The organism is Brevundimonas sp. EU05-FHT14B07 (assembly GCF_058790795.1).
This window is the reverse complement of the sequence record NZ_JBYTCZ010000001.1, coordinates 670,329-693,749: the sequence shown is the minus strand read 5'-3', so window position 1 is coordinate 693,749 and position 23,421 is coordinate 670,329. Positions and strand designations below refer to the sequence as shown.

The 23,421-nt window shown below is 66.3% G+C and carries 24 protein-coding genes; 21 read left to right on the top strand and 3 right to left on the bottom strand.

What is annotated here, in order from left to right:
- Positions 1-120: 120 nt before the first annotated feature.
- Positions 121-1,572, bottom strand: a complete 1,452-nt coding sequence (gene cysS / locus AC3WRC_RS03425; RefSeq protein ID WP_492302906.1) for a cysteine--tRNA ligase — start codon at positions 1,570-1,572, stop codon at positions 121-123.
- A gap of 128 nt (positions 1,573-1,700) precedes the next feature.
- Between cysS and folE the strand changes: the two genes are divergently transcribed.
- The 14 genes from folE to AC3WRC_RS03355 all read left to right on the top strand — a co-directional run bounded on the left by folE (position 1,701) and on the right by AC3WRC_RS03355 (position 14,141).
- Positions 1,701-2,315, top strand: a complete 615-nt coding sequence (folE, locus tag AC3WRC_RS03420) for a GTP cyclohydrolase I FolE (RefSeq protein ID WP_066552114.1) — start codon at positions 1,701-1,703, stop codon at positions 2,313-2,315.
- Between the two features lie 168 nt (positions 2,316-2,483).
- Positions 2,484-2,918, top strand: coding sequence for a biopolymer transporter ExbD (locus tag AC3WRC_RS03415; RefSeq protein ID WP_055753310.1), 435 nt, complete (start codon positions 2,484-2,486; stop codon positions 2,916-2,918).
- A 126-nt stretch (positions 2,919-3,044) separates the two neighbouring features.
- Complete coding sequence (locus AC3WRC_RS03410; RefSeq protein ID WP_492302905.1) at positions 3,045-4,874, top strand: gamma-glutamyltransferase family protein; 1,830 nt, start codon at positions 3,045-3,047, stop codon at positions 4,872-4,874.
- A gap of 23 nt (positions 4,875-4,897) precedes the next feature.
- The gene (locus AC3WRC_RS03405; protein WP_284877923.1) at positions 4,898-5,260 is read left to right on the top strand and encodes an MmcQ/YjbR family DNA-binding protein; all 363 of its coding nucleotides are present in this window, start codon (positions 4,898-4,900) and stop codon (positions 5,258-5,260) included.
- 38 nt (positions 5,261-5,298) lie between these two features.
- Positions 5,299-6,141, top strand: a complete 843-nt coding sequence (locus AC3WRC_RS03400) for an aldo/keto reductase (protein ID WP_492302904.1) — start codon at positions 5,299-5,301, stop codon at positions 6,139-6,141.
- Between the two features lie 18 nt (positions 6,142-6,159).
- Positions 6,160-6,822 (top strand): Pr6Pr family membrane protein, encoded by a 663-nt coding sequence (locus tag AC3WRC_RS03395; RefSeq protein WP_492302903.1) that lies wholly within the window; start codon positions 6,160-6,162, stop codon positions 6,820-6,822.
- Between the two features lie 10 nt (positions 6,823-6,832).
- Positions 6,833-8,362 (top strand): UbiD family decarboxylase, encoded by a 1,530-nt coding sequence (locus tag AC3WRC_RS03390; protein ID WP_492302902.1) that lies wholly within the window; start codon positions 6,833-6,835, stop codon positions 8,360-8,362.
- Positions 8,363-8,392: 30 nt separating this feature from the next.
- Positions 8,393-9,025 carry a hypothetical protein gene (locus AC3WRC_RS03385; RefSeq protein ID WP_055753382.1) on the top strand — a complete coding sequence of 211 codons (633 nt, stop codon included), beginning with the start codon at positions 8,393-8,395 and terminating at the stop codon, positions 9,023-9,025.
- A gap of 101 nt (positions 9,026-9,126) precedes the next feature.
- The gene (locus AC3WRC_RS03380; RefSeq protein WP_492302901.1) at positions 9,127-10,896 is read left to right on the top strand and encodes a M14 family metallopeptidase; all 1,770 of its coding nucleotides are present in this window, start codon (positions 9,127-9,129) and stop codon (positions 10,894-10,896) included.
- A 3-nt stretch (positions 10,897-10,899) separates the two neighbouring features.
- On the top strand, positions 10,900-11,307 hold the full coding sequence (locus tag AC3WRC_RS03375; protein ID WP_284877917.1) for an MAPEG family protein: 408 nt from the start codon (positions 10,900-10,902) through the stop codon (positions 11,305-11,307).
- A 39-nt stretch (positions 11,308-11,346) separates the two neighbouring features.
- Complete coding sequence (locus AC3WRC_RS03370; protein ID WP_492302900.1) at positions 11,347-12,702, top strand: TldD/PmbA family protein; 1,356 nt, start codon at positions 11,347-11,349, stop codon at positions 12,700-12,702.
- Positions 12,699-13,496, top strand: a complete 798-nt coding sequence (locus AC3WRC_RS03365) for a 3'(2'),5'-bisphosphate nucleotidase CysQ (RefSeq protein WP_284877915.1) — start codon at positions 12,699-12,701, stop codon at positions 13,494-13,496. The genes AC3WRC_RS03370 and AC3WRC_RS03365 overlap by 4 nt, the downstream gene beginning before the upstream one ends.
- Before the next feature lie 109 nt (positions 13,497-13,605).
- Positions 13,606-13,851, top strand: coding sequence for a DUF4170 domain-containing protein (locus tag AC3WRC_RS03360; protein WP_284877913.1), 246 nt, complete (start codon positions 13,606-13,608; stop codon positions 13,849-13,851).
- A 77-nt stretch (positions 13,852-13,928) separates the two neighbouring features.
- Positions 13,929-14,141 (top strand): hypothetical protein, encoded by a 213-nt coding sequence (locus AC3WRC_RS03355; RefSeq protein WP_112861567.1) that lies wholly within the window; start codon positions 13,929-13,931, stop codon positions 14,139-14,141.
- Positions 14,142-14,146: 5 nt separating this feature from the next.
- Here the strand turns inward: AC3WRC_RS03355 and AC3WRC_RS03350 are convergent, their stop codons facing one another.
- Positions 14,147-14,812 carry a fused DSP-PTPase phosphatase/NAD kinase-like protein gene (locus AC3WRC_RS03350; protein ID WP_284878072.1) on the bottom strand — a complete coding sequence of 222 codons (666 nt, stop codon included), beginning with the start codon at positions 14,810-14,812 and terminating at the stop codon, positions 14,147-14,149.
- A gap of 88 nt (positions 14,813-14,900) precedes the next feature.
- On the opposite strand from AC3WRC_RS03350, the gene AC3WRC_RS03345 reads away from it, so the two are divergent.
- The 5 genes from AC3WRC_RS03345 to lpxK are packed head-to-tail and all read left to right on the top strand — an operon-like array spanning position 14,901 to position 20,279.
- Positions 14,901-15,422, top strand: a complete 522-nt coding sequence (locus tag AC3WRC_RS03345; RefSeq protein WP_284877912.1) for a COG3650 family protein — start codon at positions 14,901-14,903, stop codon at positions 15,420-15,422.
- Positions 15,423-15,453: 31 nt separating this feature from the next.
- Complete coding sequence (locus AC3WRC_RS03340) at positions 15,454-17,283, top strand: ABC transporter ATP-binding protein (RefSeq protein WP_492302899.1); 1,830 nt, start codon at positions 15,454-15,456, stop codon at positions 17,281-17,283.
- The gene (locus tag AC3WRC_RS03335; protein ID WP_165115858.1) at positions 17,280-17,963 is read left to right on the top strand and encodes a lysophospholipid acyltransferase family protein; all 684 of its coding nucleotides are present in this window, start codon (positions 17,280-17,282) and stop codon (positions 17,961-17,963) included. The genes AC3WRC_RS03340 and AC3WRC_RS03335 overlap by 4 nt, the downstream gene beginning before the upstream one ends.
- Before the next feature lie 10 nt (positions 17,964-17,973).
- Positions 17,974-19,266, top strand: a complete 1,293-nt coding sequence (locus AC3WRC_RS03330; RefSeq protein WP_492302898.1) for a 3-deoxy-D-manno-octulosonic acid transferase — start codon at positions 17,974-17,976, stop codon at positions 19,264-19,266.
- Positions 19,263-20,279, top strand: a complete 1,017-nt coding sequence (lpxK, locus tag AC3WRC_RS03325) for a tetraacyldisaccharide 4'-kinase (protein WP_492302897.1) — start codon at positions 19,263-19,265, stop codon at positions 20,277-20,279. Before AC3WRC_RS03330 ends, lpxK begins: the two co-directional genes overlap by 4 nt.
- Here lpxK and AC3WRC_RS03320 read toward each other — a convergent pair.
- Positions 20,264-21,589 carry a metal-dependent hydrolase family protein gene (locus AC3WRC_RS03320; RefSeq protein ID WP_492302896.1) on the bottom strand — a complete coding sequence of 442 codons (1,326 nt, stop codon included), beginning with the start codon at positions 21,587-21,589 and terminating at the stop codon, positions 20,264-20,266. The two genes, lpxK and AC3WRC_RS03320, sit on opposite strands and share 16 nt — an antisense overlap.
- Before the next feature lie 156 nt (positions 21,590-21,745).
- On the opposite strand from AC3WRC_RS03320, the gene AC3WRC_RS03315 reads away from it, so the two are divergent.
- Complete coding sequence (locus AC3WRC_RS03315) at positions 21,746-22,396, top strand: murein L,D-transpeptidase catalytic domain family protein (protein WP_235559190.1); 651 nt, start codon at positions 21,746-21,748, stop codon at positions 22,394-22,396.
- Between the two features lie 82 nt (positions 22,397-22,478).
- Positions 22,479-23,417: a hypothetical protein gene (locus AC3WRC_RS03310; protein WP_492302895.1), complete on the top strand. Its 939-nt coding sequence runs from the start codon at positions 22,479-22,481 to the stop codon at positions 23,415-23,417.
- Positions 23,418-23,421: the final 4 nt, after the last annotated feature.

Sequence of the window (23,421 nt, the reverse complement as noted above, 5' to 3'; positions counted from 1 at the left end):
GGAGCGCAGCGGAGAGACGCAGGGGCTCTTCAGCGCATCGCAGGCGTCTGTGGGACGTCAAGAACCCCTCCACCGCTTCGCGGTCCCCCTCCCCGCGCTGCGGGGAGGAGACGGTTGATCTCAGCCCTTCACGCGCCAGGTGGCGCCGTCGGGGCCGTCCATGACGACGACGTTCAGGGCGTTCAGGCGGTCGCGGATGCGGTCGGCCTCGGGCCAGTCCTTTGCGGCGCGGGCCTTGGCGCGTTGGTCCAGCAGGGCCTCGACCTCGGCCTTCAGGGCGGGATCGCCGCCCTCGAACCAGGCGTCCGGCGTCAGCGACAGGACGCCGAGCAGACCGGCCGCTTCCTTCAGGCTCCAGCGGGCCATGGCGACATCGTTGATATCGGCCTCGGCGTCATTCAGCAGCTCGCGCAGGGCGTTCCCGAGCCCGAACAACTGGGCGATGGCGCCCGGCGTATTGAGATCGTCTTCAAGCGCGTCCAGCACCGGATCCAGGGCGTTCTCGGCCAGCTCCATCTCAGCCTCGTCCAGCGTGGCCTCGTCGAAGTCGGCCAAGGCCGCGTCGGCGTCGCGCAGGACGCCATACAGCCGGTCCAGGTTCTTGCGACTCTGATCCAACAGCCCCTGGTTCCAGTCCAGCGGCTGGCGGTAGTGGGCGCTGAGCAGGGCCCAGCGGACGACCTCGCCCGGCATGGCCTGGACCAGGTCGTGCAGCAGCAGAACGTTGCCGATCGACTTGGACATCTTCTCGGCGTCCACGGTCAGAAAGCCATTGTGCATCCAGTAGCGGGCGTATTCGTCATGAGCCTGATCGCCATGGGCATGGCCGTGGGCGCAGACGCCCTGGGCGATCTCGTTCTCATGGTGGGGAAAGACCAGGTCGATGCCGCCGCCGTGGATGTCGATGGGCAGGCCCAGGGTCTTTTCGATCATGGCCGAGCATTCGATGTGCCAGCCGGGGCGCCCCTCGCCCCACGGCGAAGGCCAGGACGGCTCGTCCGCCTTGGACGGCTTCCACAGGACGAAGTCGTGCGGGTTCTTCTTATAGGGCGCGACCTCGACGCGGGCGCCGGCGATCATGTCGTCCAGGTTCCGCCCCGACAGGGCGCCGTAGGCCTTGTAGGACGAGACATCGAACAGGACGTGACCCTCGGCCGCATAGGCGCAGCCGGCGTCGACGATGGCCTGGATCTGATCGACGATGGCCGGGATGTAGTCAGTGACGTGGGGCGCGATATCGGGCGGCGAGACGTTCAGCAGGCCCATGTCGGCGAGGTAGGCGGCTTCATAGCGGGCCGTGACCTCGCCGATCGGCACGCCTTCGCGTGCGGCCTTCTGATTGATCTTGTCGTCCACGTCGGTGACGTTGCGGGCGTAGATCACATGGTCGGCGCCATAGGTCCGGCGCAGCAGCCGCACCAGGACATCGAACACCACCGGCGGACGCGCATTGCCGATATGGGCGTAGTCATAGACCGTGGGGCCGCAGACATAGAGGGTCACACGATCCTTGTTCCGGGGCTCGAACAGGCGCTTTTCACGGCGCAGGGTGTCGTGGATGTGCAGCGGCATGGATCAGTCTTTAGCGGGTTTTCTTGCGGGACGGACGGTCTGTCCCATATAGCGGCCTGATATACAGTCCCGACGGATTGTAGAAGGTAAACCGGGCGACCCGCCCGCCCCGGCCGGAAATCGAGTTCATGAGCGTCACCCCCGCCAAGCCCGTCCTCGTCAGCGACGAAACCGTGCAACGCCCGTCGCGCGAACAGGCGCTGGAGGCCGTGCGCACCCTGATAGCCTGGGCTGGCGACAATCCCAATCGTCCGGGCCTGATCGACACGCCCAAGCGGGTGGTCGACGCCTATGGCGAATGGTTCGACGGCTATGACGCCGATGCGGGCAAGGAGCTGAGCCGCACCTTCGAGGACGTGACCGGCTATGACGACATGGTCATCCTGCGCGACATCGAGGTCGAGAGCCACTGCGAGCACCACCTGGCCCCGTTCCTGGGCAAGGCCTACGTCGCCTATCTGCCCGGCGAGAAGGTGGTCGGCATCTCCAAGCTGGCGCGGGTCGTCGAGATTTATGCGCGGCGCCTGCAGAACCAGGAAACCCTGACCAACGACATCATCGAGGCCATCGAATCGCACCTGCAGCCGCGCGGCGTGGCGGTGCTGGTGGACGCAGAGCATCAGTGCATGACCACGCGCGGCGTGCATCATCGGCACGTTTCGACCATCACGACCCGCTTCACCGGCGCCTTCAAGGACGATCCTGCCCTGGCGGACCGTTTTTTGAAGCTGGCCAAGGCCTGAAGGCCGAACCGTCGTCCCTCTGTCGTGTATAATTGACGTTCGGGAACGGCAGATCGTTTAGAACCGCTTTACAAGCCCGCATCGGGACGCCAAGAACCGATCAAGCCTTCGGGCGATCCATAGGGAAATGTCGGCGCGGAACGCAGCCGGCGAGTAACGGAGACGAGCATGGCTGCGAAGATCGGCGGTTCCGGTGGGGACAAGCACACGATCGAACAGACGGCGGATATCAACATCACGCCGTTCATCGACATTCTGCTGGTGCTCATGATCATCTTCATGGTCGCCGCGCCGATGGCGACCGTGTCGATCCGTCTGGACCTGCCGCCCGCACAGCCGCCCACCAATCCGACCGAAGAGAAGGAGCCGGTGTACATCACCATCCAGGAAAACGGTCAGCTGTTCCTGTCGGATAAGCAAACCTCGATCGACAACCTGGCTACCGACGTCTGCACCGCCCTGGGCGGCGGCGCCTGCCAGGAAGAGCGCGTCTTCGTCCGCGCCCAGCCCGAAGTGAAATATTCGCAGTTCATGGAAGTCATGAACAAGATGCAAGAGAACGGCTTCTTCAAGGTCGGCCTGCTGAACGAAGACATCGAATAGGACCTTCGTCCTTCCAGGATTTGGGCCGCGTTCCGAAAGGGACGCGGCCTTTTTCTTTGCCGCAAGGCTTGCCGGATCGATCGACTGCACCCTTGATGCCGCATCGGTTATTCGAGGAGTCCGCCCATGCGTCGTCGCACTTTCCTGTCCGCCCTGCCCGCCGGCGCGCTGGCGGCGACCGCAGCCCAGGCCCGGCAGGCTTCTCCCGCTGCCAAGCCGACCGAGGCGGCCCCAGCGCCGGCTCGCCCGGCCGACCCCTATGCCGGCGTCGGCATAGGCGACCGGATCTCGGGACCGAAGTTCATGGGGCGCTCGACCGTTTGGGGCGCGAACGGAGCGGCGGCCACGGCGCACCCGGCGGCCAGTCTGATCGGCATCGACACCTTGCGGCGCGGCGGATCGGCCATCGATGCGGCCATCGCCATCAATGCGGCCCTGGGCTTTCTTGAACCGGTGGCCAACGGCATCGGCGGCGACGCCTATTGCATGCTCTGGGACCCGAAACAGAAGAAGGTCGTCGGGCTGAATGGATCGGGCGCCAGTCCGCGGGGCCTCAGCCTGGAGATCGCGCGATCCAAGGCCATCGACGGCTATCTTCCCCGCTATGGCGCGGTGACGGTCAATGTGCCGGGCACGGTGGACGCCTGGTGGAGCGCGCATCACCGCTATGGGAAACTGCCGTGGAAAGAGGTGCTGCTGCCCGTCGCCGAACTGTGCGAACAGGGCGTGCCCGTGCCCCAGGTCATCGCCTACTATCTGGAACGCAACATGGCTGCGTTTGATCGGGGCCAGATCCCGATCGAGGAAAACGAGAACCGAAAGCGCATCTGGGCCGCCAGCGGAGCGACGCCGAAGGTGGGCGAGATTTTCGCCAATCCCTATCTGGGCAAGACCCTGCGGATGATCGCAGAGGGCGGCCGCGACGCCTTCTACAACGGTCCCATCGCCGATCAGATCGAGGCCTATTTCAAGCGGATCGGCGGCTGGATGACCCGCGCCGATCTGGCCGCCCATCACACCGAATGGGTCGAGCCGATCCGGACCAACTATCGTGGGGTCGATGTTTTCGGCCTGGGGCCGAACACCCAGGGGCTGAGCACCAACCAGATCCTGAACATCTGCGAACAGTTTGACCTGAAAGCCATGGGCTTCCAGTCCGCCGCCTCGCTGCACGTCCAGGCCGAGGCCAAGCGGCTGGCGTTCGAGGACCGGGCGCGCTGGTTCGCCGACGACCGTTTCTCCAAGACGCCGGTCGAATGGCTGAACTCCAAGGCCTATGCGGCAGAGCGGGCCAAGCTGATCCGGCCCGATCGGGTCATGGATCGCGTCATGCCGGGCGATGCGCCGCACCACGGCGACACCACCTATTTCAGCGTCGCCGATGCCGACGGGATGATGGTCAGCTGGATCCAATCCAACTATCGCGGCATGGGTTCGGGCCTGGCGCCCGATAACGGCTCCGAACCGCTGGGCTTCATGTTTCAGGATCGGGGCGAGCTGTTTGCCCTGACCGACGGCCACCCCAACATCTATGCGCCCGGCAAGCGTCCGTTCCAGACGATCATTCCCGGCTTTGCGGTCAAGGACGGCGAGCCGTGGATGGCGTTCGGCGTCATGGGCGGCGCCATGCAGCCCCAGGGCCAGGCCCAGATCATCATCAACATGGTCGATTACGGGCTGGAGCCCCAGGCGGCGGGCGACGCGCCGCGCTGGCAACACTATGGCTCGTCCGAACCGACCGGCCAGCCGCAGGAAGGAACCGGCGTGCTGCATCTGGAAAGCGGCGTGCCCGAGACGACCAAGGCCCAGCTGCGCGCGATGGGATGGACGCTGGGCGAACCCGACGGCGGCTTCGGCGGCTATCAGAACGTCATGAAACAGATGAACCCCAGCGGACGCTGGACCTATGGCGCGGCGACCGAGATGCGCAAGGACGGGATCGCGCTGGCTTATTGAAGTGGCCTGAGGTTGACCGAGCGATGACCCACGACGACCTCCGCGCCCTTCTGCTCTCGTTTCCCGGCGTGGAGGACGGCGTGTCCTATGGCGAGCCGTCGTTCAAGGTGGCGGGCAAGTTCTTCACCTGGATGCGCCCGGCGCTGGACGACAGCATCGTGGTGCATCTGGACAATCGGGATGAGCGCGAACTGCTGATCGAAATGGACCCGGCGACCTTTCATTTCACCGACCACTATCGCGACCATCCCATCGTCCTGGCGCGCATCGCCAGCGTCGATCCCGTCTGGCTTAGGGCGGCGCTTGAGAAACGATGGCGTCGGATCGCGCCGAAAAAGCTGTCCAAGGCGCATCCAGACCTTATCGGAGCGGGGTCGGGCGCCTAACTACGCCCCTCAAGCGGACCCAGCCCAAGGAGCGCCCCATGGCCTATGGCGACCAACCCACGATCACCGTCGACGGTATCGAAATCCCCCTGCTCGGTTTCGGCACCTGGCAGCTGGAGCCGGACGATGCGCGGCGCATGGTCGCCGAGGCCCTGCGGATCGGATACCGCCACATCGATACGGCCTGGATCTACAAGAACGAGAAGGCTGTCGGGGAAGGCATCCGGGACTCCGGCGTGGCGCGCGAGGACATCTTCCTGACCACCAAGATCTGGGTCGAACATTTCACCCACGACGCCCTGCTGAAACAGGCCAGGGAATCGGCCGACAGCCTGGGCACGACGCCCGACCTGCTGCTGCTGCACTGGCCCAAGACGACGCCGACGTTCGAAGAAACGCTGGGCGCCCTGAACGTGGCCAAGGAGCAGGGCCTGACCAAGTCGATCGGCCTGTCCAACTTCCCCTCCAAGGAATTCCGCCAGGCGCAGGGCCTATCCAAGGCGCGGCTGCTGACCGATCAGGTCGAACATCACCCCTATCTGGGCGTCGATCAGCTGGTGGCGACGGCGGCCGAGCTGGGGTCGTCGATCACCGCCTGGTCGCCGCTGGCGCAGGGCAAGATCGCTGACGACGCCACGATCAGCGAACTGGCCAAGGCGCATGGCAAGACCAACGGCCAGATCACCCTGCGCTGGCTGATCCAGCACGGGATCATCGCCATCCCGCGCACGACCAAGGAGAGCCGCGCGCGCGAGAACTTCGACATCTTCGACTTCGCCCTGACGGACGAGGAGATGCAGCGGATGGACGCCCTGGATCGCGGCGAGCGATTGGGCGACTGGCTGGACCCGGCGTTCGAATGGGACAAGACTGCCGCCTGACCGACAAGGGAGGCGCCGGTGTTTCGCAAGCGGGACCAGCCCAGGCTGTGGCGTGCGACGTTCGCCGTCGTGGGCTGGACCGCGCTGGCGCTTCAGTATCTGCTGATGATCGCGCCGGCCCAGGGCTGGACCGTGCTGGAACGGACGATCAACTACTTCAGCTTCTTCACCATCCTGAGCAACATCCTGGTCGCCCTGGCCTTTACCGGGCCGCTGCTGGGTGAAGGATCCCGGCTGGCCCGCTGGTCCGCCAGCGAAGGCGTCAGGGCGGCCGTCGCCATGTACATCGTGGTGGTCGGGGTGGTGTACCACTTCCTGCTGCATCCCTACTGGAACCCGACAGGCTGGTCATTGGTGGTCAATCTGGTGCTGCACTACGTCATGCCCGCCGCCTTCGTGCTGGACTGGGTGTGGTTCACGCCAAAGGGCCGTTTGCGCTGGATCGACCCGGCGAAATGGCTGGCCTTTCCCTTGATCTATGGCGGGTGGACGCTGATCCACGGCCTGGCGACGCGCTGGTGGCCCTATGGGTTCGTCAATGTGGATCAGCTGGGACTGGTCCGGGTCGTGGTGATCTTCGGCGTGCTGCTGGTGTTTTTCCTGATCGTCGGGCTCGGCCTCGTCGGGCTGGATCGGCTGTTCGGTCGCGCGACGCGTGACAGAGGGGCCACTCCCGCCTAAGCGTCGCGGCATGGCCTACAAATCCCTGCGTGACTTCATCGACCAGCTGGAAGCTCAGGGCGAGCTGGTGCGGGTGTCCGAACCCGTCTCCACCGTGCTGGAGATGACCGAGATTCAGACCCGGCTGCTGAGGAACGGCGGACCGGCGGTGCTGTTCGAAAAACCGGTGATGCCGGACGGCACGATCAGTCCCATCCCCTGCCTGGCCAATCTGTTCGGCACGGTGAAACGGGTCGCCATGGGGGTGACGCTGGAGGGCAAGGACCGAACCACGGCGGGCGAACTGCGCGAGGTCGGCGAACTGCTGGCCTTCCTGCGCAATCCGACGCCGCCGCGCGGTCTGGGCGACGCGATGGAGATGCTGCCGCTGATGCAGACCGTCCTGTCGATGCGGCCCAAGACGGTGAAGAAGGCGCCGGTGCAGGAGGTGGTGCTGAAAGGCGATCAGATCGACCTGACCGCCCTGCCCGTCCAGTCGTGCTGGCCCGGCGAACCGGCGCCCCTGATCACCTGGGGCCTGGTCGTGACCAAGGGGCCGTCGGACGACCGCGAGGACGACTTCAACCTGGGCATCTACCGGATGCAGGTGTTGGGCAAGGACAAGGCCATCATGCGTTGGCTCGCCCACCGCGGCGGGGCGCAACACTATGCCCGGCACAAGAAGGCGCGGCCCAAGGAGCCGCTGCCCTGCGCCGTCGTGTTGGGCGCCGATCCCGGCACGATCCTGGCGGCGGTGACGCCGGTGCCGGACACCCTGTCGGAATATCAGTTCGCGGGCCTGATGCGGGGCGCCAAGGCCGAGCTGGTCCCATGCAAGACCGTGCCGCTGATGGTGCCGGCCCAGGCCGAGATCGTGCTGGAGGGCCATGTCCTGCTGGACGAGTTCGAGGACGAGGGCCCGTACGGCGACCACACCGGCTATTACAACTCGGTCGAGAAGTTCCCGGTCTTCAAGGTCAGCGCCATCACCATGCGCCGCGACCCCATCTATCTGACCACCTTCACCGGCCGGCCGCCGGACGAGCCGAGCGTGCTGGGCGAGGCGCTGAACGAGGTGTTCATTCCCCTGCTGCGCCAGCAGTTTCCCGAGATCACGGACTTCTGGCTGCCGCCCGAGGGCTGCAGCTACCGGATCGCGGTGGTGTCGATGAAGAAGGCCTATCCGGGCCACGCCAAGCGCGTGATGCTGGGGGTCTGGAGCTATCTGCGCCAGTTCATGTACACCAAATGGGTCATCGTCGTGGACGACGACATCGACGCCCGCGACTGGAAGGACGTCATGTGGGCCATCTCGACCAAGATGGACCCGGCGCGCGACATCACCGTGATCGAGTCGACGCCCATCGACTATCTGGACTTCGCCAGCCCCGAGAGCGGCCTGGGCTCCAAGATCGGCCTGGACGCCACCGACAAATGGCCGCCCGAGACCAAGCGCGAATGGGGCGAGGAAATTCGCATGGACGAGGCGGTCGTCGAACGGGTCAACGACCTGTGGGATCGTCTCGGCCTGCCGGGTGACGGAACGCCGATCTGGAAATAAGCTTGGCTTTTGGTCACGCCGGGGGGCGATGTGAGCGCATTCGAGTTCTTCTTCAGCTTTTACGGCCTGCTGCTGGGCCTGTCGGTGGCCGAGCTGGTCGGCGGGTTCGCGCGGGTGCTGCATGAGAAGCAGCGGATCCGGTTCGGCTGGCTGACGCCGATGCTGGCCCTGTTCGTGGCGATCGACATCGCCACCTTCTGGAACCAGGCCTGGGTCATCTTCCGCGGCGCGCCGTTCAACACCTTCGTGCTGCTGGTTTCGCTGGCCATCGCCGCGACCTTCTACGTCGCCGCCAGCGTGACCTTCCCCCGCGTTTCGGCCGAGGGCGGCGATCAAAAGATCGATCTGGACGCGCATTTCTGGTCGCATCGGCGACTGGTGTTCGGCTGCATCCTGGCGGCCAATCTGATCGTGGCGGTGATCGTGATCATCCTGGCACAGCTCAATCCCGGCTTCGCCAAGATCGCCGGCTCGGTGCGTTTATGGGTCGGAGTCGCCATCTTCGTGATTGGCACGGCGACGGCGGCGTTTGCGCCATCGCGCCGGGTTGCGGTCGGCGCCCTGGTCGTCGTGCTGCTGTACAGTCTCTGGCAGATGGGCAACGCGGCGACGCTGTTGCTCAAGGCCGGCGGCTGGGCGCCCGTCCTGGGCGGGGGCGGTTGAAACCTTGTCAGGGCGACGCAATCGGCTCACGAAAGGCCATGCAGTCCCCTCTTCTGGTTTCGGCGCTGGTCGCCGCCCTTGCCTGTAGCGTGAGCCCCGCCATGTCCCAAACGCTTCCCAACACCGCGCCTTGGGATCAGGCCTTCCTGCCGCCCGCCCCCGCATGGGACGGGGCGTCAAAGGCCCTATTGCGCGACGCGAGCGATCCGTGGGTCACGGCGTTCGAGGCCGATCCGGCGCATGATTTTTCGCCGAACTATGTCGACACCCGCGCCTGGTTCGACCGTCTGGACGCCGCCAGCGACCTGATCCGCATCGAACAGTTCGGCGTCTCACCCGAGGGGCGGCCCATCTATGCGATGATCGCGTCCAAGGACGAGGCGACGTTCGATCCGGCCAAGCCGGTGCTGATGATCCAGGCCGGCATCCACCCCGGCGAGATCGACGGCAAGGACGCGGGCATGATGCTGCTGCGCGACATCGCCTTCTATGGGAAAGACGCCCTGCTGGACCGGGTCAACCTGATCCTGATCCCGATCCTGAGCGTGGACGGCCACGAGCGTTCCGGCCCCTATTCCCGGCCGAACCAGCGGGGGCCGCGCATCCAGGGCTGGCGCAACACGGCGACCAACCAGAACCTGAACCGCGACTATCTGAAGCTGGACCAGCCCGAGATGCGCGCGGTGCGGGGCCTGATCCTGAAATACCGGCCGGACCTGTATGTGGACGTCCACGTCACCGACGGCATGGATTACCAGTACGATGTCACCTACGGCTTCAACGGCGAGGACGGGACCTTCAGCCGCTCGCCGAACGGCTCGGCCTGGCTGGATTCGATCTTCAAGCCGGCGATGAATGCGGCGCTGGAGCGTGAGGGTCACATCCCTGGCGAACTGGTGTTCGGCATCGACGACGACGAGCCGAAGAAGGGCCTGTCGGACGGCGGTCTGGGCGAGCGGTTCTCGAACGGCTGGGGCTCGGCCGCCCATGTGCCGACCATCCTGATCGAAAACCACAGCCTGAAACCGCACGAACAACGGGTGCTGGGCACCTATGTCTTCATCGAGGAGGCGATGCGTCTGCTGGCCGATCAGGGCGCGGGTCTGAGGGCCGCGACCGAGCAGGACAAGGCGCTGCGCCCGGCGCAGATCCCCGCCAACTTCGAGGCCGACGAGACGCCGTCGTCCACCCGGCCCTTCAAGGGCATGCTGTACGAGACGTATGACAGTCCCGCCTCGGGTCGGAAGGAAATCCGCTGGCTGGGCCGGCCCGATCCCGATCTGTGGCAGATGCCCTTCTATGGCTCCAAGCCGACGCTGACCCTGACGCGACAGACCGCCTATTGGGTGCCGGGCTATCGCACCGACATCATCGAGCGGCTGAAGACGCACGGGATCGAAATGGAGACGGTCGAGGCTGCGCGCACCGTCAACCTGTCGATGCTGCGCCTGGTCGAACCCAAGCTGGCGACGCGGGCCAACGAGGGTCACGTCCAGGCCTCAGTGAAGACGGTCGAGGTGGAGAAGCGCGACTGGACGTATCCCGTCGGGTCGGTGCGGGTGCCGACCGATCAGCCGCTGGGCGACATCGTCGTGCTGCTGCTGGAGCCGCAATCCAGCGAGAGCTTCTTCGCCTGGGGCATGTTCCCAGAGGTCATGAGCCGGGTCGAATATATCGAGGCCTACGCCATCGCGCCGCTAGCGGACAAGATGATGGCGGCGGACCCCGCGCTGAAGGCCGAGTTCGAAGCCAGGCTGGCGGCCGATGCGATGTTCGCCGCCGATCCGCAGTCGCGCCTAGCCTGGTTCTACGAACGAACGCCCTTCTATGACGACCACTATCTGCTCTATCCCGTCGGGCGCGAGGACTGATCGATGACCACCCCGCTGATGTACGCCGTCCAGGCCGCCGCCCTGTGGAGCGGCCTGCTGATCCTGATGATGCTGGTGCTGTCGGGCGTCGTGGTCAGCGGGCGCCGCAAACACATGGTGTCGTTCGGCGACGGCGGAAACGCGGATCTGATGGCCGCCAGCCGGGCCTTCGGAAATCTGGTGGAATATGCGACGCCGGGCATGATCGCGATGCTGCTGCTGGCCGCCGTCGGAGCACCGGCCTGGATGGTCCATGGGGTCGGCGCGACGCTGTTCGTCGGTCGGGTCGCCCATGCCGTGGGCCTTTTGCTGCAGACCGGGCCGTCGCTGGGTCGCGTCGTCGGCATGCTGCTGACCTGGGTGGCGCTGCTGACGGCGGCTGTGGGCCTGATCGCCTTCGCCGTCGTCTGACGCTGTTGCGGTGCAGCGGGGCGTCCGCCATATCGGGGCATGACTGAAACCCTGGCCGCGCCCGTTTCCACCGATCTTCTCAACGACATCGTCAAGGCCGCGCTGAAGGCCGGCGCCGACGCCGCAGAGGCGGTCAGCGCTGATCGCCGATCCCTGTCGGTCGGGGTGCGCAACGGCAAGCTGGAAGACGTCGAACGCGAGGAATCGCGCGACTTGGGCCTGCGCGTGTTCGTGGGCCAAAGGCAGGCGTCAGTCTCGGCCTCGGATCTTTCGCCGGCGACCCAGACGCGGCTGGTCGAGCGGGCCGTGGCCATGGCGCGGTTGGCGCCGGAAGATCCATACGCAGGTTTCGCGCCCGAAGATCGGCTGGCGCGGGGGCCGTTTGTCGATCTGGACCTGTTCGATCCCAGCGAACGCAGCGCCCAAACTCTGGAGCAGGTCTCGGCCGAGGCCGAGGCGGCGGCCCTGGCGGTCCCCGGCGTGGCGCGGTCGGAAGGCGGACACGCCGGCTGGTCGTCCAGCCGCTGGCGGCTGGTGACCTCTCACGGGTTCGACGGCGCCTATGAGGGTTCGGCCTTTTCGCTGGGCGTCGGCGTCATCGCCGAAAAGGATGGCGCGATGGAGCGCGGCGGCGAGAGCCGTTCGACCCGCCATTTGTCCGACCTGCCGGGCGCCGACCTGATCGGCCGCACCGCCGGCGAGCGCGCGGTGGCCCGCGTCGGGCCGCGCAAGATCGCCTCGACCACCGCCTCGGTGATTTTCGACAACCGGATGGCGGGCCAGATCGTGTCGCCGGCCATCGGCGCCATTTCCGGCCCGTCGATCGCGCGCGGCACCTCGTTTCTGAAAGACCGCATGGGTCAGCGCGTGTTCGCCGAGGGCGTCACCCTGATCGACGATCCGTTCCGCCCGCGCGGCATGGGATCGACCCCGTTCGACGACGAAGGCGTGGCGGTTCAGAAGCGCGCCCTGTTCAACGACGGCGTCCTGACCACCTGGTTGCTGAACAGCGCATCGGCCCGACAACTGGGCCTGGAAACCACCGGCCATGCATCGCGGGGTTTGGCCGGGCCATCCGGCGTCTCGACCCACAATCTGCATATGGAGCCGGGCGAGCGGGATCTGGCGGGCCTGATGGCGGATGCCGACACCGGCCTGTTGGTGACGTCGATGTTCGGCCCGTCGCTGAACGGCAATACAGGCGACTGGTCCGCCGGGGTGTCGGGCTTCTGGTTCGAGAACGGCGTGATCGCCTATCCGGTCAGCGAGGTCACAGTCGCGGGAAAGCTGACCGACCTCTATCTACGCATCCAGCGCGGTTCGGATCTGGAGTTCCGGGGCGGGTTCAACGTGCCCAGCCTGATGTTCGATGCGGTGGCCATCGCGGGCAAATGATCGACTTGCACGCCGACCTCGACCTGATCCGCCAGGCGGCCATCGACGCCGGGGCGCTGGCCATCGCTGAGCGTGAGGCGGGGCTGAAGATCGAGGCCAAGGTCGGCGGTTCGCCCGTCACCAGCGGCGACCTGAAGGTCGACGCCATGCTGAAGGACAGGCTGCTGTCGGCGCGGCCCGACTATGGCTGGCTGTCGGAAGAGACGGCGGACACGGCCGAGCGTCTGTCGAAACGCCGCATCTTCGTGGTCGATCCCATCGACGGCACCGTCGCCTATATGAAGCGGACGCCGTGGTGGTGCGTGCCCATCGCCGTGGTCGAGGACGGCGAGGTCGTCGCCGCCGTCATCCATGCGCCCGAGGTGGACGAGACCTATGTGGCGACGCGCGGCGGCGGGGCGCGACGTAACGGCAAACCCATCCACGCCTCGGATGTCGATACGCTGGAGGACGCCTCGATCCTGGGCGATGCGCGACTGATCGAAGCGCCCTATTTCGACGAAGAACCCTGGCCGTCGATGCGGTTCGAGAAACGCAACGCCCTGGCCTATCGGATGGCGCTGGTCGCCGCCGGCGCCTTTGACGCCGCCCTGGCCCTGACGCCGAAATGGGATTGGGACGTCGCTGCGGGCTGGCTGATCGCGACTGAAGCCGGCGCGAGGGTCAGCGATCACCACGGGCGGCCGTGGGCCTTCAACCGGCCCGATCCGCGTCAGGCCAGCCTGGTCTGCGCGGCGCCGATCATCCAGCCGATGATCGTGCGGCGCTGTAAAAACGTGCCGCTTTCGACCTGAGGCGAGGGCGGAAAAACCCCGGCCCACATTGATCCGAGGGCGTTCTCGGCCTATGCCGCGCGCAAACCTCCTCCCCCAAAGCCTTCTGGCCCAGCCTTCAGGATTTCCGATGACCGATCAGAACGCCGTCTCGCCGCAACTTCTGCACATCGTGATCGGCGGCGAGCTTCGTCACCTGGGCGAGCCGACTTTCCGCGACCTGTCGCAGGTCGAGTTCGTCGGCGCCTTCGGCAGCTATGACGAAGCCAAGAAGGCCTGGAAGGCGCGCGCCCAGGCGACCGTGGACAACGCCCACATGCGCTATTTCATCCTGCACGCCCACAAGCTGATCGATCCGCGCGGCGACGTGGCCTGAGCCGAGGACTGAGTGCGACATCGAGGAGCCGAACCGGCTCCTCGATCCGACGTTTCGATCTGTAGGCGAGGACGACGATGAACCTGGAACCGCAACAGATCTTCCAACTGGTCAGCCTGCTGGCCGTGCTGGCGCTGTTCAGCTTTTCGCTGCGCGGCCACATCAACTACGCCCGCTGGTTCAAACGGTGGGAGGCCGACCGCAAGGCCCGTCGCGACGCCGAACTGGCCGCCGAGGCCCGCGCAAACGGCGAGGCCGGCGACGAGCCGAAAACCGGCCCCTGGGGCTGAAGCCCCTACTCCCGCCGCAGCAGCTTGTCGGTCAGCAGCGTGCCCCACCAGCCGGCTTTGAACTCGGCGCGGATGGCCTTGGGGTCATAGTCGGGGCTGTCGACCCAGTCGATAAAGCTGACGCCCTTCGGCTCGATCTCGTTGACGTATTTTTCCAGCGTATAGTCCAGCACGCCGGTCAGCCCTTCGCGGGAATGCAGATATTTCTTGGAGAGCTGCTTCATGGCGACCGCGATCGGCTCGCCCAGGTGGAAGTGGCGATAGAAGACCGCCATCATGCCCGCCCGATCCGCGCCGGACTTGCAGTGGATCAGCACCGGATACTGGATCGTCCTGAACAGCTCGCGCGCGCGGTGGATCCGCACCGTCTCGGGCGGATCGCGCGAGTCCAGCGGCGCGTCGATCAGGGTCAGGCCCAGCCGCTCGCAAGCGTCCTTCTCAAGCCAGTAATAGCCCTCGTCGCGTTCACCGCGCAGGTTGATGACCGTCTTGACGCCCTTCTTTTTCCAATAGGCCAGCTGGCGCGGCGACGGCTGGTTGGTGCGCACCAGATCCGGGCCCAGCCAGTGGGCGTTGGAAAAGACCACGCGCAGAAACGCGTGGTCGGCCCAGAAATAATGCCAATGCGCCCGAAAACGGCCCATCGCGGTCGAGAGGTCGAAGCGCGCCATGCCCGCCAGATAGCGATCCGACGCCGCCGCGTCATCCGATCTCGATCCTGATGCGTTGGAATGTTCGTCGAGACCGGAGAACACCCCGATGAGAACCCTCGCCGCAACCGTTGTCTTCGCCGCCAGCCTGTGGGCCGGCGCGGCCGCCGCACAAACACCACCGCCCGAAGACCCCGCCCTGATCGCCTATCTGCGCGACCGGGCCAAGAAGGCGCTGGACACCACCCGCTATACGGCCGCGATCACACCGGACGGGGCGATGACCCTGGTGTATCTGACCGGCCCCAATTGGTGCGGCTCGGGCGGATGTCGGCTGCTGGTGCTGGACCGCACCGGCGCGACATATCGCTCGGTCGGCGAGATCAGCGTCGCGCGCGCGCCGATCCGGCTGCTGGAGCGACAGACCCATGGCCGACGGGATCTGGGCGTCTATGTCGCGGGCGGCGGAATCACCGAAGGCTATGAGGTCGCCGTGCCGTTCGACGGGCGTCGATACGCGTCCAATCCGACGGTTCCGCCCGCCGTAAGGATCCAGGAAGCGCCCGGCGAAACCCTGATCCGCGCCGACGAGCCGGGCCGTGCGCTGGAACCTTCGCCGGACAAGCCTTGACTTGAACGGCGGCTCGGACGACCGAGAGCCGATGACCGTCGCCGCCTCCGAAACCATGCCGCTGCGCGCCTTGCTGGCGCGGATTTGGCGCGACTATCTGTCCAAGCACAAGGGATCGCTGATCCTGTCGGTCTTGTGCGCGGCGACGACGGGTCTGCTGACGGCGGCGCTGCTGAAGCTGCTGGAGCCGGCCGTCAACGGTCTGTTCCTTGGCGGGACCAGGCCGATCAGCCTGTTCGGCCTGGTGACCTTTCCGGCGGACAAAGCCGTCGTCTGGATCCCGGTCGCCATCCTGACCGTCGCCATTGCGCGGACCCTGGCGGCGCTGGGTCAGGCGGCTCTGGTTAACCGGCTGGGCCACACCATCGTCGGCGACATCCAGATTCGCCTGTTCGGGGCCATGATCCGCGCCGATCTGGCGCGCTTACGCAGCCAGCACTCGGGCGGCTTCGTCTCCTCGGTGCTGTTCGACGCCAATATGGTGCGCGAGGCCTTCACCTCGGGCGTGGTCAACTACACCCAGAACCTGCTGACCCTGATCGCGGTCTTGATCTACATGGGCTTCATCGACTGGCAGTTGACGATCGTCGTGCTGCTGGGCGTGCCGCTGGTGGCGCTGGTGCTGCGGCGGTTCGGGCGCAAGACGCGCAAGGCCGCGGTCGGCGCCATGGCCGAGACCGAGAACCTGTCCACTGCCCTGATGGAGAACCTGGACGGGGTTCGCCTGATCAAGATCGAGAACCGCGAGGCCGCAGAACAGGACCGCGTCGCCGAGGTGGTCGCCCGACGCCAGCGCTACGTCATCAAGGGCGCCAACGCCCGCGCCTTCGCCGGTCCGTCCAGCGACCTGGTCGCCTATATCGTCGTCGCCGCCGTCATGGCCTACGCCGGATGGCGGGCGCAATCGGGCGACATGACGGTAGGGGGCTTCGCCGCCTTCATCGGCATGCTGCTGGCCGCAGGGCAAGCCCTGCGCCAGGTGACCAACCTGGCCACAGTGATGAGCGAGGGCTTCACCGCCGCGCGCCGCCTGTTCGGCGCCCTGGACATCCAGCCCGAAATCCGTGAGGCGGCCGACGCCGCGCCCCTGGCCGCCGGGCCGGTCGAGGTCGTGCTGGACAAGGTGTCCTTCGCCTATGCCGGGACCGATGCGCCGACGCTGGACGGGGTGTCCTTGCGGGTCGCGCCGGGCGAGACGGTGGCGCTGGTCGGGCCGTCGGGCGGCGGCAAGAGCACGATCCTGAGCCTGCTGCCGCGCTTCTATGATGTGACCGGCGGGGCGGTGACGATCAACGGCGCGGACGTGCGCGCGCTTCGCATCCATGACCTGCGCGACCACATCGCCCTGGTGACGCAGGAGCCCTTCCTGTTCGACGACACCATCGCCGCCAACATCGCCTATGGCCGGCCCGGCGCGACGCAGGCGCAGATCGAAAACGCCGCGCGGTCCGCCGCCGCCCACGACTTCATCACGGCCTTGCCTGAAGGGTATGCGACCCGCGCGGGCGAGGCCGGCCTGCGCCTGTCCGGCGGTCAGCGCCAGCGGATCGCCATCGCCCGCGCCTTCGTCAAGGATGCGCCGATCCTGCTGCTGGATGAGGCCACCAGCGCCCTGGACACCGAGAGCGAGGCCCTTGTCCAGGCGGCGCTGGAGCGGCTGATGCAGGGACGCGCCACCCTGATGATCGCCCACCGCCTGTCCACCGTCAGAAACGCTGATCGCATCTATGTGATCGAGGCCGGCCGGGTTGTCGAGGAAGGCTCGCACGACGTCCTGGTCGCCAGAGGCGGCCTCTATTCGCGCCTGGCCCGCCAGCAGTCGCTGGACGGCGCCGCGCCCAGCGTCGAGACGGTCGCGTGAGGCCGTTTCGGAATCCCGTCGTCCAGTCCGCCCTGGCCTGGACCCTGGCGCAGTGGATGCGGTTCTGCATCAAGACCATCCGCTGGACCCAAGAGAACCCGTCGGTCGCGGAAAAGGTCTGGCACCAAGGCGGCGGCGTTCTGTGCGTCTTCTGGCATTCGCGCATCGGCCTGGCGCCCGCTTGCTGGCCGCTGGACCGGGCGCAACCGGCCAAGGCCCTGATCTCGCTATCCGCAGACGGCGAGTTCATCGCAAAGGCCGTGGCGCGTCAGGGGTTCCCCGCTGTGCGCGGATCATCCGCCAACAAGGACAAGGCCGCAGCCGCCAAGGGCGGATCTCAGGCGCTGCGGGATGGGCTGAAACAGCTGAAGGTCGGCGCTCTGGCGATTACCCCGGACGGGCCGCGCGGGCCGGCGAACGTCATGGCCGAGGGCCTGCCGTTGATGGCGAAACTGTCAAAGGCGCCCGCCCTGTTCATCGGCATGTCTTGCAATCCGGCGATCCGGCTGAAGAGCTGGGACAGGGCCGTTCTGCCGCTGCCCTTTGGCAAGGGCGCGATCGTCTGGGATCGCGCCGACTTCCCCGCCGATACCGACGTGGCCGATGTCGTCGCCGACTGGACCGCGCGGCTGAAAGCCGTCGAGGCGCGGGCCGATGCGATCACGGGCCTGAAGCCGTGAGGATGCAGCCGTGACGCCGCTGCCGCTGATCGCCTATCGGCTGGCGACGCGCGCGCTGGAGCCGCTGGCCCCGCGCCTGCTGGATGCGCGCGCCAGGCGGGGCAAGGAAGACCCGGTGCGGGTGGACGAGCGGATGGGCTTCACCCGCACCCAGCGCCCCGCAGGTGATCTGGTCTGGCTGCACGGCGTCAGTGTTGGCGAGAGCCTGTCGCTGCTGCCCGTGGTTGAGCGGTTCGTAAAGGCGCGACCGCACCTGACCGTTCTGGTCACCTCCAGCACCGTGACCTCGGCGCATATTCTGGCCGAACGGCTGCCGACAGGCGTGATCCACCAATATGCGCCGGTCGATGCGCCGGGCGTGGTCGAGCGGTTCCTGGACCATTGGCGGCCAAGCCTTGCGGTCTTCGTCGAAAGCGAACTGTGGCCGAACCTGCTGCTTGAGGCGAAACGTCGTGGCGTGAAACTGGCCTTGGTCAGCGCGCGGATCACTGAAAACACGGTCGAGGGCTGGGCGCGGTTTCCGGCCTCGGCGCGGGCGCTGACCGGCGCCTTTGATCTGGTCCTGCCGCAGGATGCGGTTTCGGCCCAACGGCTGGAGGGCATGGGCGCGCGGATCGACGGGCTAGTGAACCTGAAACTGTCGGGAGAGGCCCTACCGCACGATCCCGCCGCCTTCAGCCGTCTAAGCGCCGCCATCGGCGACCGGCCGGTGATCGTCGCCGCCAGCACCCATGAGGGCGAAGAGATCGCCATCGTGCGCGCGCTGGACCATTTGAGCGAGCGTGTCTGCCTGATCCTGACGCCACGCCATCCCGAGCGGGGGGCGCACATCGCCCAGGCGCTGCAACGCGACGGATACGCCTTCGCCATGCGCTCGCGCGGGGAGACGATCGGGCCGGACACCGACATCTATCTGGCCGACACCCTGAACGAGATGGGCCTGTTCCTGCGCCTCGCCGATGTGGTGGTGATGGGCGGCTCGTTCGCGCCCGCCATCGGCCTGCCGCCCGTCGGCGGGCATAATCCGCTGGAGCCCGCGCGGCTGGGCAAGCCGACGATCACGGGGCCGGATGCATCCAACTGGGCGCCGGTGACCGCGGCCTTGGTCGAGGCGGGAGGCCTGGCCCTGGTTCAGGCGCCGTCCGAACTGCCCGGCGTGATCGAGCCCCTGCTGGAAGACCTCAACGCGGCCAAGGCCATGGGCGAGCGCGGGCGTCGCGCGGCGGTTGAGGCCGGAGGCGGCTTGAAGCGACTGTGGGCCCTGGTGTCGCCGCTGATGCCGCAGAGGCAGGGCCGGCGATGAAGCTGAACACGCCGCGCTGGTGGTATGTGCGCGACAGCAACCACGCGCGGATGACGCGCACGGCGCTGAAACCGCTGGGCTGGATCTGGGCCGCCGTGACGGCGCGTCGGATCGCCAAGGCCGTCCCGGTCGACCCCGGCTGCGCCGTCATCTCGGTCGGCAATCTGACGGTCGGCGGATCGGGCAAGACGCCGGTCGCGCGCGAAACCCTGCGGCTGCTGCGCGCTGCGGGGCTGGAGGCGCAAGGCCTGTCGCGCGGCTATGGCGGGCGGCTGGAAGGGCCGGTCCAGGTCGATCCTCAAATCCATACAGCCGACGATGTCGGGGACGAACCCCTGATGCTGGCGCAGGGATCGCCGGTCTGGATCGCGCGCGATCGCGCGGCGGGCGCCAGGGCCGCCGTCGCGGAGGGGGCGCAGGCTTTGGTGCTGGACGACGGCCATCAGAACTCGGCGCTGAAGAAGACCGTCAGCCTGATCGTCGTGGACGGCGAGACGCGCGGCGACGAATGGCCGTTCGGGGACGGATCGGTCTTTCCCTCAGGCCCGATGCGCGAGCCGTTGAAGGCCGGGCTGGCGCGCGCCGACGCCGTGGTGGTCATGCTGCCGACCGATGTTGAGGACGCCGATCCCGAACTGCTGGCGGTGTTCGGCGCCCTGCCCGTCTTTGTCGCGCGCCTGACGCCAGAGGGGCCGCCGCCGTCGGGGCCTCAGGTCGGGTTCGCCGGCATCGCCAAGCCGTGGAAGGTCGAACGGTCGCTTAAGGCGGCGGGCTGTGACCTGGCGGACTTCGTCCCCTTCCCTGATCATGCGGCCTATAGCGCCGAGACCATGGCGTTCCTGGCGGATCGGGCGGCGGTGTTCGACGCCGGGCTGGTGACCACGGAAAAGGACTGGGTCAGGCTGACGCCCGACCAGCGCGCGCATGTCACGGCCTGGCCGGTCGTCGCCAGGTTCGAGGATGTGGCGGCTTTCGCCGCCTTCCTGACCTCCAGGATTCAATCGGCGCGATAGATGACGCCGGACTTCATCACGAACTTCATCCGCTCCAGCTCGGTCACGTCCGTCAGCGGATCGCCCGACACAGCGACGATGTCGGCGGGCATGCCCACGGCGATCTTTCCGGCCTCATTGGCGATGCGCAGGTGTTCGGCGGCGCCGACGGTGGCGGCCTGGATGGCCTCAAGCGAGCTCAGGCCGGCGCGGACCAGAAGCGCGAACTCCTGGGCGTTGTCGCCGTGGGCCGAAACGCCCGAGTCGGTGCCGAAGGCGATCTTGACCCCGCCCTCGTGCGCGCGGCGCGCCATGTCCAGCATCTTGGGCCCGGCTTCCAGCGCCTTGGCCGTCTGGGCGGGGGTGAAGAAGTTGTCGGGTCCCGAGGCGATGCGCGCCACAAAATCCCCAGCCAGCAGGGTCGGGATCAGCCAAGCGCCGTTCGACTTGAACAGGCGGATCGACTGATCGTCCAGATAGGTCCCGTGCTCGATGGAATCGCCGCCGGCCCGCAGGAAGGCGTTGATGCCGTCCACCCCGTGGGCGTGCGCCGTCACCTGGCGGCCCATGCGGTGGGCGCTGCCGACGATGGCGGCCAGTTCGTCGTCGCTGAACTGCTGGTTCAGGCCGGCGGCGGTATTGGACAGCACGCCGCCCGTCGCGGTGATCTTGATGATGTCGGCGCCGGCGCGAACCTGGGTGCGCACGGCCCGCATGCAGTCCTCAGGTCCCGAGCAGATGCTTTCGGACGACAGCAGGTGCATGACGTCCTCGCGATAGCCGTTTATGTCGCCATGCCCGCCGTGGATCGACACCGACGACCCCGCCGCAATGATGCGCGGTCCCGGCACGTCGCCGTTCCTGACAGCGTTCCGCAGTGCGAAGATGGCTTGGTTCGAGGCGCCCAGATCCGCCACCGTCGTAAAGCCGGCCATCAGTGTGCGACGCGCGTAGCGGGCGCCGACCATCGCCTGGTCCGCGTCCGAAAGGGTCACCTCTTCGAGGCGTGCGTTCGGGTTTTGCTGGCTCGTCAAATGGACGTGGCTGTCGATCAGGCCGGGCAGGACAAAGGCCTGGCGCAGGTCCACGACCTTGCCTTGCGACGCGTCGCCGACGAAGCCGTCGCGCACGTCAACGACCTGGTTCCCTCTGATCACGAGAGTTTTATCGCGTTGCACAACGCCGTTCGCCGGATCCGCAAGCAACCTTCCGGCCTCAACGAACGTTGTGTTGGGTTGCGTCGAAACGCCTGTGGCCACGGGGGTTTGCTGCGCGTGAGCGCTTGGCGCCGACGCCATCAGCGCCGCCAGCGCGATTCCAAAACGTTTCATCGATCTCTCCCCGCGACGCGTCGGCCGCAAAAATGCCCCACAAGGCTCAGGTTGCCTCGCCCGTAACCAACTGAAACAAACACGCCTCAAGACCAACCGCAACGAGGGCGTCGCATGCGGCTATCGAGACGAGGACTTATTCTGGGTGGATCGGCCATGCTGGCGGGATGCGCCAGCGCGAGCGCTACGGCGCCGCTGACGACGGCTCAGAACGGAACTCCGATCGCCATGCCGCAGGTCGGTCTGCCTACGGTCCAGACCTCCGCCCTGACGCCGCCGCCGCTGGATCCGCGCGGTCACGTTCGCAAGGACCTGATGGAGCGCGCCATGACCGCGCTGGATACCCACCATCACCGCCTGCCTCTGCGTGACCGGATGTATCTGGTCGATTTCCAGAAGTTCTCGGGCGAGGAGCGTCTCTATGAGGTCGATCTGATCGCGGGTGAAGTGAAGGTGCTGCGCACCTGCCACGGTCGGGGATCGGACCCCAGCCACACCGGCTATGCCCAGCGCTTTTCCAACACGCCGGATTCCAACATGTCCTCGATCGGCGCCTATGCGACGGCGGGCGCCAATTGGGGCGCGCAGCAGGGGCCGAACGTGCTGCTGGACGGGCTGGAGTATACCAACGACAAGGCGCGCGAGCGCGCCATCATCATCCACGGCGCCGACTATGCCGATCCCGACTTCCTGGCGCGCGAAGGCAAGCTGGGTCGCAGCTACGGCTGCTTCTCGGTCGCACACACCGACCTTCCGGCCTTGCGCGAGCGCATGGGCGAAGGCCGACTGCTGTTCGCGGCGGCCTAAACTGCAACGTCGCCCGCTCGCTCAAGTGGTTTGACGGCCTCGTGAAAGGTGCATAGGGTTTGCTCCTCACAGGAGCACCCCGATGTCTCTCGTCGCCGCTTTGGCCGCTCTGATGCTCATTCAAGAGCCATCAGCGGGTGCGGTCGATCAGCCCACGCGGCTGGAAGACATCGACGTGGTCGGAAGAAGCCTAAGATCGATGATCGATGACTTCGTCGGCGAAGTCGCTGCTCCGAACTCGGGTCGCGGCATCGCAAGATGGGATAATGCGGTCTGCGTAGGCGTTGCCAATCTTGAACGAGAGACGGCGCAATACATCGCCGACAGGGTGTCGACAGTAGCGGAAGACATTGGTCTTTCGCCTGGCGCGCCGGGATGTAAACCGAATATATTGGTGATCGCCACTGACCAGCCGTCAGCCTTGGCGACCGAGCTTGTGCAGCGGCGCTCGAGAGCTTTTCGAATGGGTGGGTCCGGTATGGACCGAGGCGGCGCTGCTCTTCGTGCCTTTCAGTCGTCTGACAAACCTGTTCGATGGTGGCAACAGGCAATGCCCGTAGACTCTGAAACGGGGCAGCGCGCGGTACGTATTCCGGGCGAGTGTCGCAACTCTTGTACAAGCGTGAAAGACTTTGCCCCTACAATCAGCGTTTTTTCCGCATCGCGCATTTCGTCTCAAATCGTGGACAATATTTTCCGAACGATTGTAGTAGTCGATGTCAATCAAACAATGAATGTCTCCGGTCAGCAGTTGGCTGACTACATAGCCATGATTTCGTTTGCTCAGATTGACCCTGACGCTAATACGCGACCTTACGTGTCTGTGCTCAATGTCTTCGACACGCCAGACATAGCTGAAGGCCTGACCGATTGGGACGTGGCTTATCTAAAAGGCTTGTATGACGCCGAAAGAACGCGCCAAAACGGTAGAGCGGGAAAGACAGAAATCGCGGCATCAATAGAGCGCACCCACGAGAGATTGCGTTCAGCAAGCGATGCGGACGAAGCGCCTCCTCCCTGATTTA

Excerpts from the sequence above, each read along its gene's own strand:
- cysS (WP_492302906.1), bottom strand. The coding sequence starts at position 1,572 with ATGCCGCTGCACATCCACGACACCCTGCGCCGTGAAAAGCGCCTGTTC.
- folE (WP_066552114.1), top strand. The coding sequence starts at position 1,701 with ATGAGCGTCACCCCCGCCAAGCCCGTCCTCGTCAGCGACGAAACCGTG.
- AC3WRC_RS03415 (WP_055753310.1), top strand. The coding sequence starts at position 2,484 with ATGGCTGCGAAGATCGGCGGTTCCGGTGGGGACAAGCACACGATCGAA.
- AC3WRC_RS03410 (WP_492302905.1), top strand. The coding sequence starts at position 3,045 with ATGCGTCGTCGCACTTTCCTGTCCGCCCTGCCCGCCGGCGCGCTGGCG.
- AC3WRC_RS03405 (WP_284877923.1), top strand. The coding sequence starts at position 4,898 with ATGACCCACGACGACCTCCGCGCCCTTCTGCTCTCGTTTCCCGGCGTG.
- AC3WRC_RS03400 (WP_492302904.1), top strand. The coding sequence starts at position 5,299 with ATGGCCTATGGCGACCAACCCACGATCACCGTCGACGGTATCGAAATC.
- AC3WRC_RS03390 (WP_492302902.1), top strand. The coding sequence starts at position 6,833 with ATGGCCTACAAATCCCTGCGTGACTTCATCGACCAGCTGGAAGCTCAG.
- AC3WRC_RS03380 (WP_492302901.1), top strand. The coding sequence starts at position 9,127 with ATGTCCCAAACGCTTCCCAACACCGCGCCTTGGGATCAGGCCTTCCTG.
- AC3WRC_RS03375 (WP_284877917.1), top strand. The coding sequence starts at position 10,900 with ATGACCACCCCGCTGATGTACGCCGTCCAGGCCGCCGCCCTGTGGAGC.
- AC3WRC_RS03370 (WP_492302900.1), top strand. The coding sequence starts at position 11,347 with ATGACTGAAACCCTGGCCGCGCCCGTTTCCACCGATCTTCTCAACGAC.
- AC3WRC_RS03365 (WP_284877915.1), top strand. The coding sequence starts at position 12,699 with ATGATCGACTTGCACGCCGACCTCGACCTGATCCGCCAGGCGGCCATC.
- AC3WRC_RS03360 (WP_284877913.1), top strand. The coding sequence starts at position 13,606 with ATGACCGATCAGAACGCCGTCTCGCCGCAACTTCTGCACATCGTGATC.
- AC3WRC_RS03355 (WP_112861567.1), top strand. The coding sequence starts at position 13,929 with ATGAACCTGGAACCGCAACAGATCTTCCAACTGGTCAGCCTGCTGGCC.
- AC3WRC_RS03350 (WP_284878072.1), bottom strand. The coding sequence starts at position 14,812 with ATGGCGCGCTTCGACCTCTCGACCGCGATGGGCCGTTTTCGGGCGCAT.
- AC3WRC_RS03345 (WP_284877912.1), top strand. The coding sequence starts at position 14,901 with ATGAGAACCCTCGCCGCAACCGTTGTCTTCGCCGCCAGCCTGTGGGCC.
- AC3WRC_RS03340 (WP_492302899.1), top strand. The coding sequence starts at position 15,454 with ATGACCGTCGCCGCCTCCGAAACCATGCCGCTGCGCGCCTTGCTGGCG.
- lpxK (WP_492302897.1), top strand. The coding sequence starts at position 19,263 with ATGAAGCTGAACACGCCGCGCTGGTGGTATGTGCGCGACAGCAACCAC.
- AC3WRC_RS03320 (WP_492302896.1), bottom strand. The coding sequence starts at position 21,589 with ATGAAACGTTTTGGAATCGCGCTGGCGGCGCTGATGGCGTCGGCGCCA.
- AC3WRC_RS03315 (WP_235559190.1), top strand. The coding sequence starts at position 21,746 with ATGCTGGCGGGATGCGCCAGCGCGAGCGCTACGGCGCCGCTGACGACG.
- AC3WRC_RS03310 (WP_492302895.1), top strand. The coding sequence starts at position 22,479 with ATGTCTCTCGTCGCCGCTTTGGCCGCTCTGATGCTCATTCAAGAGCCA.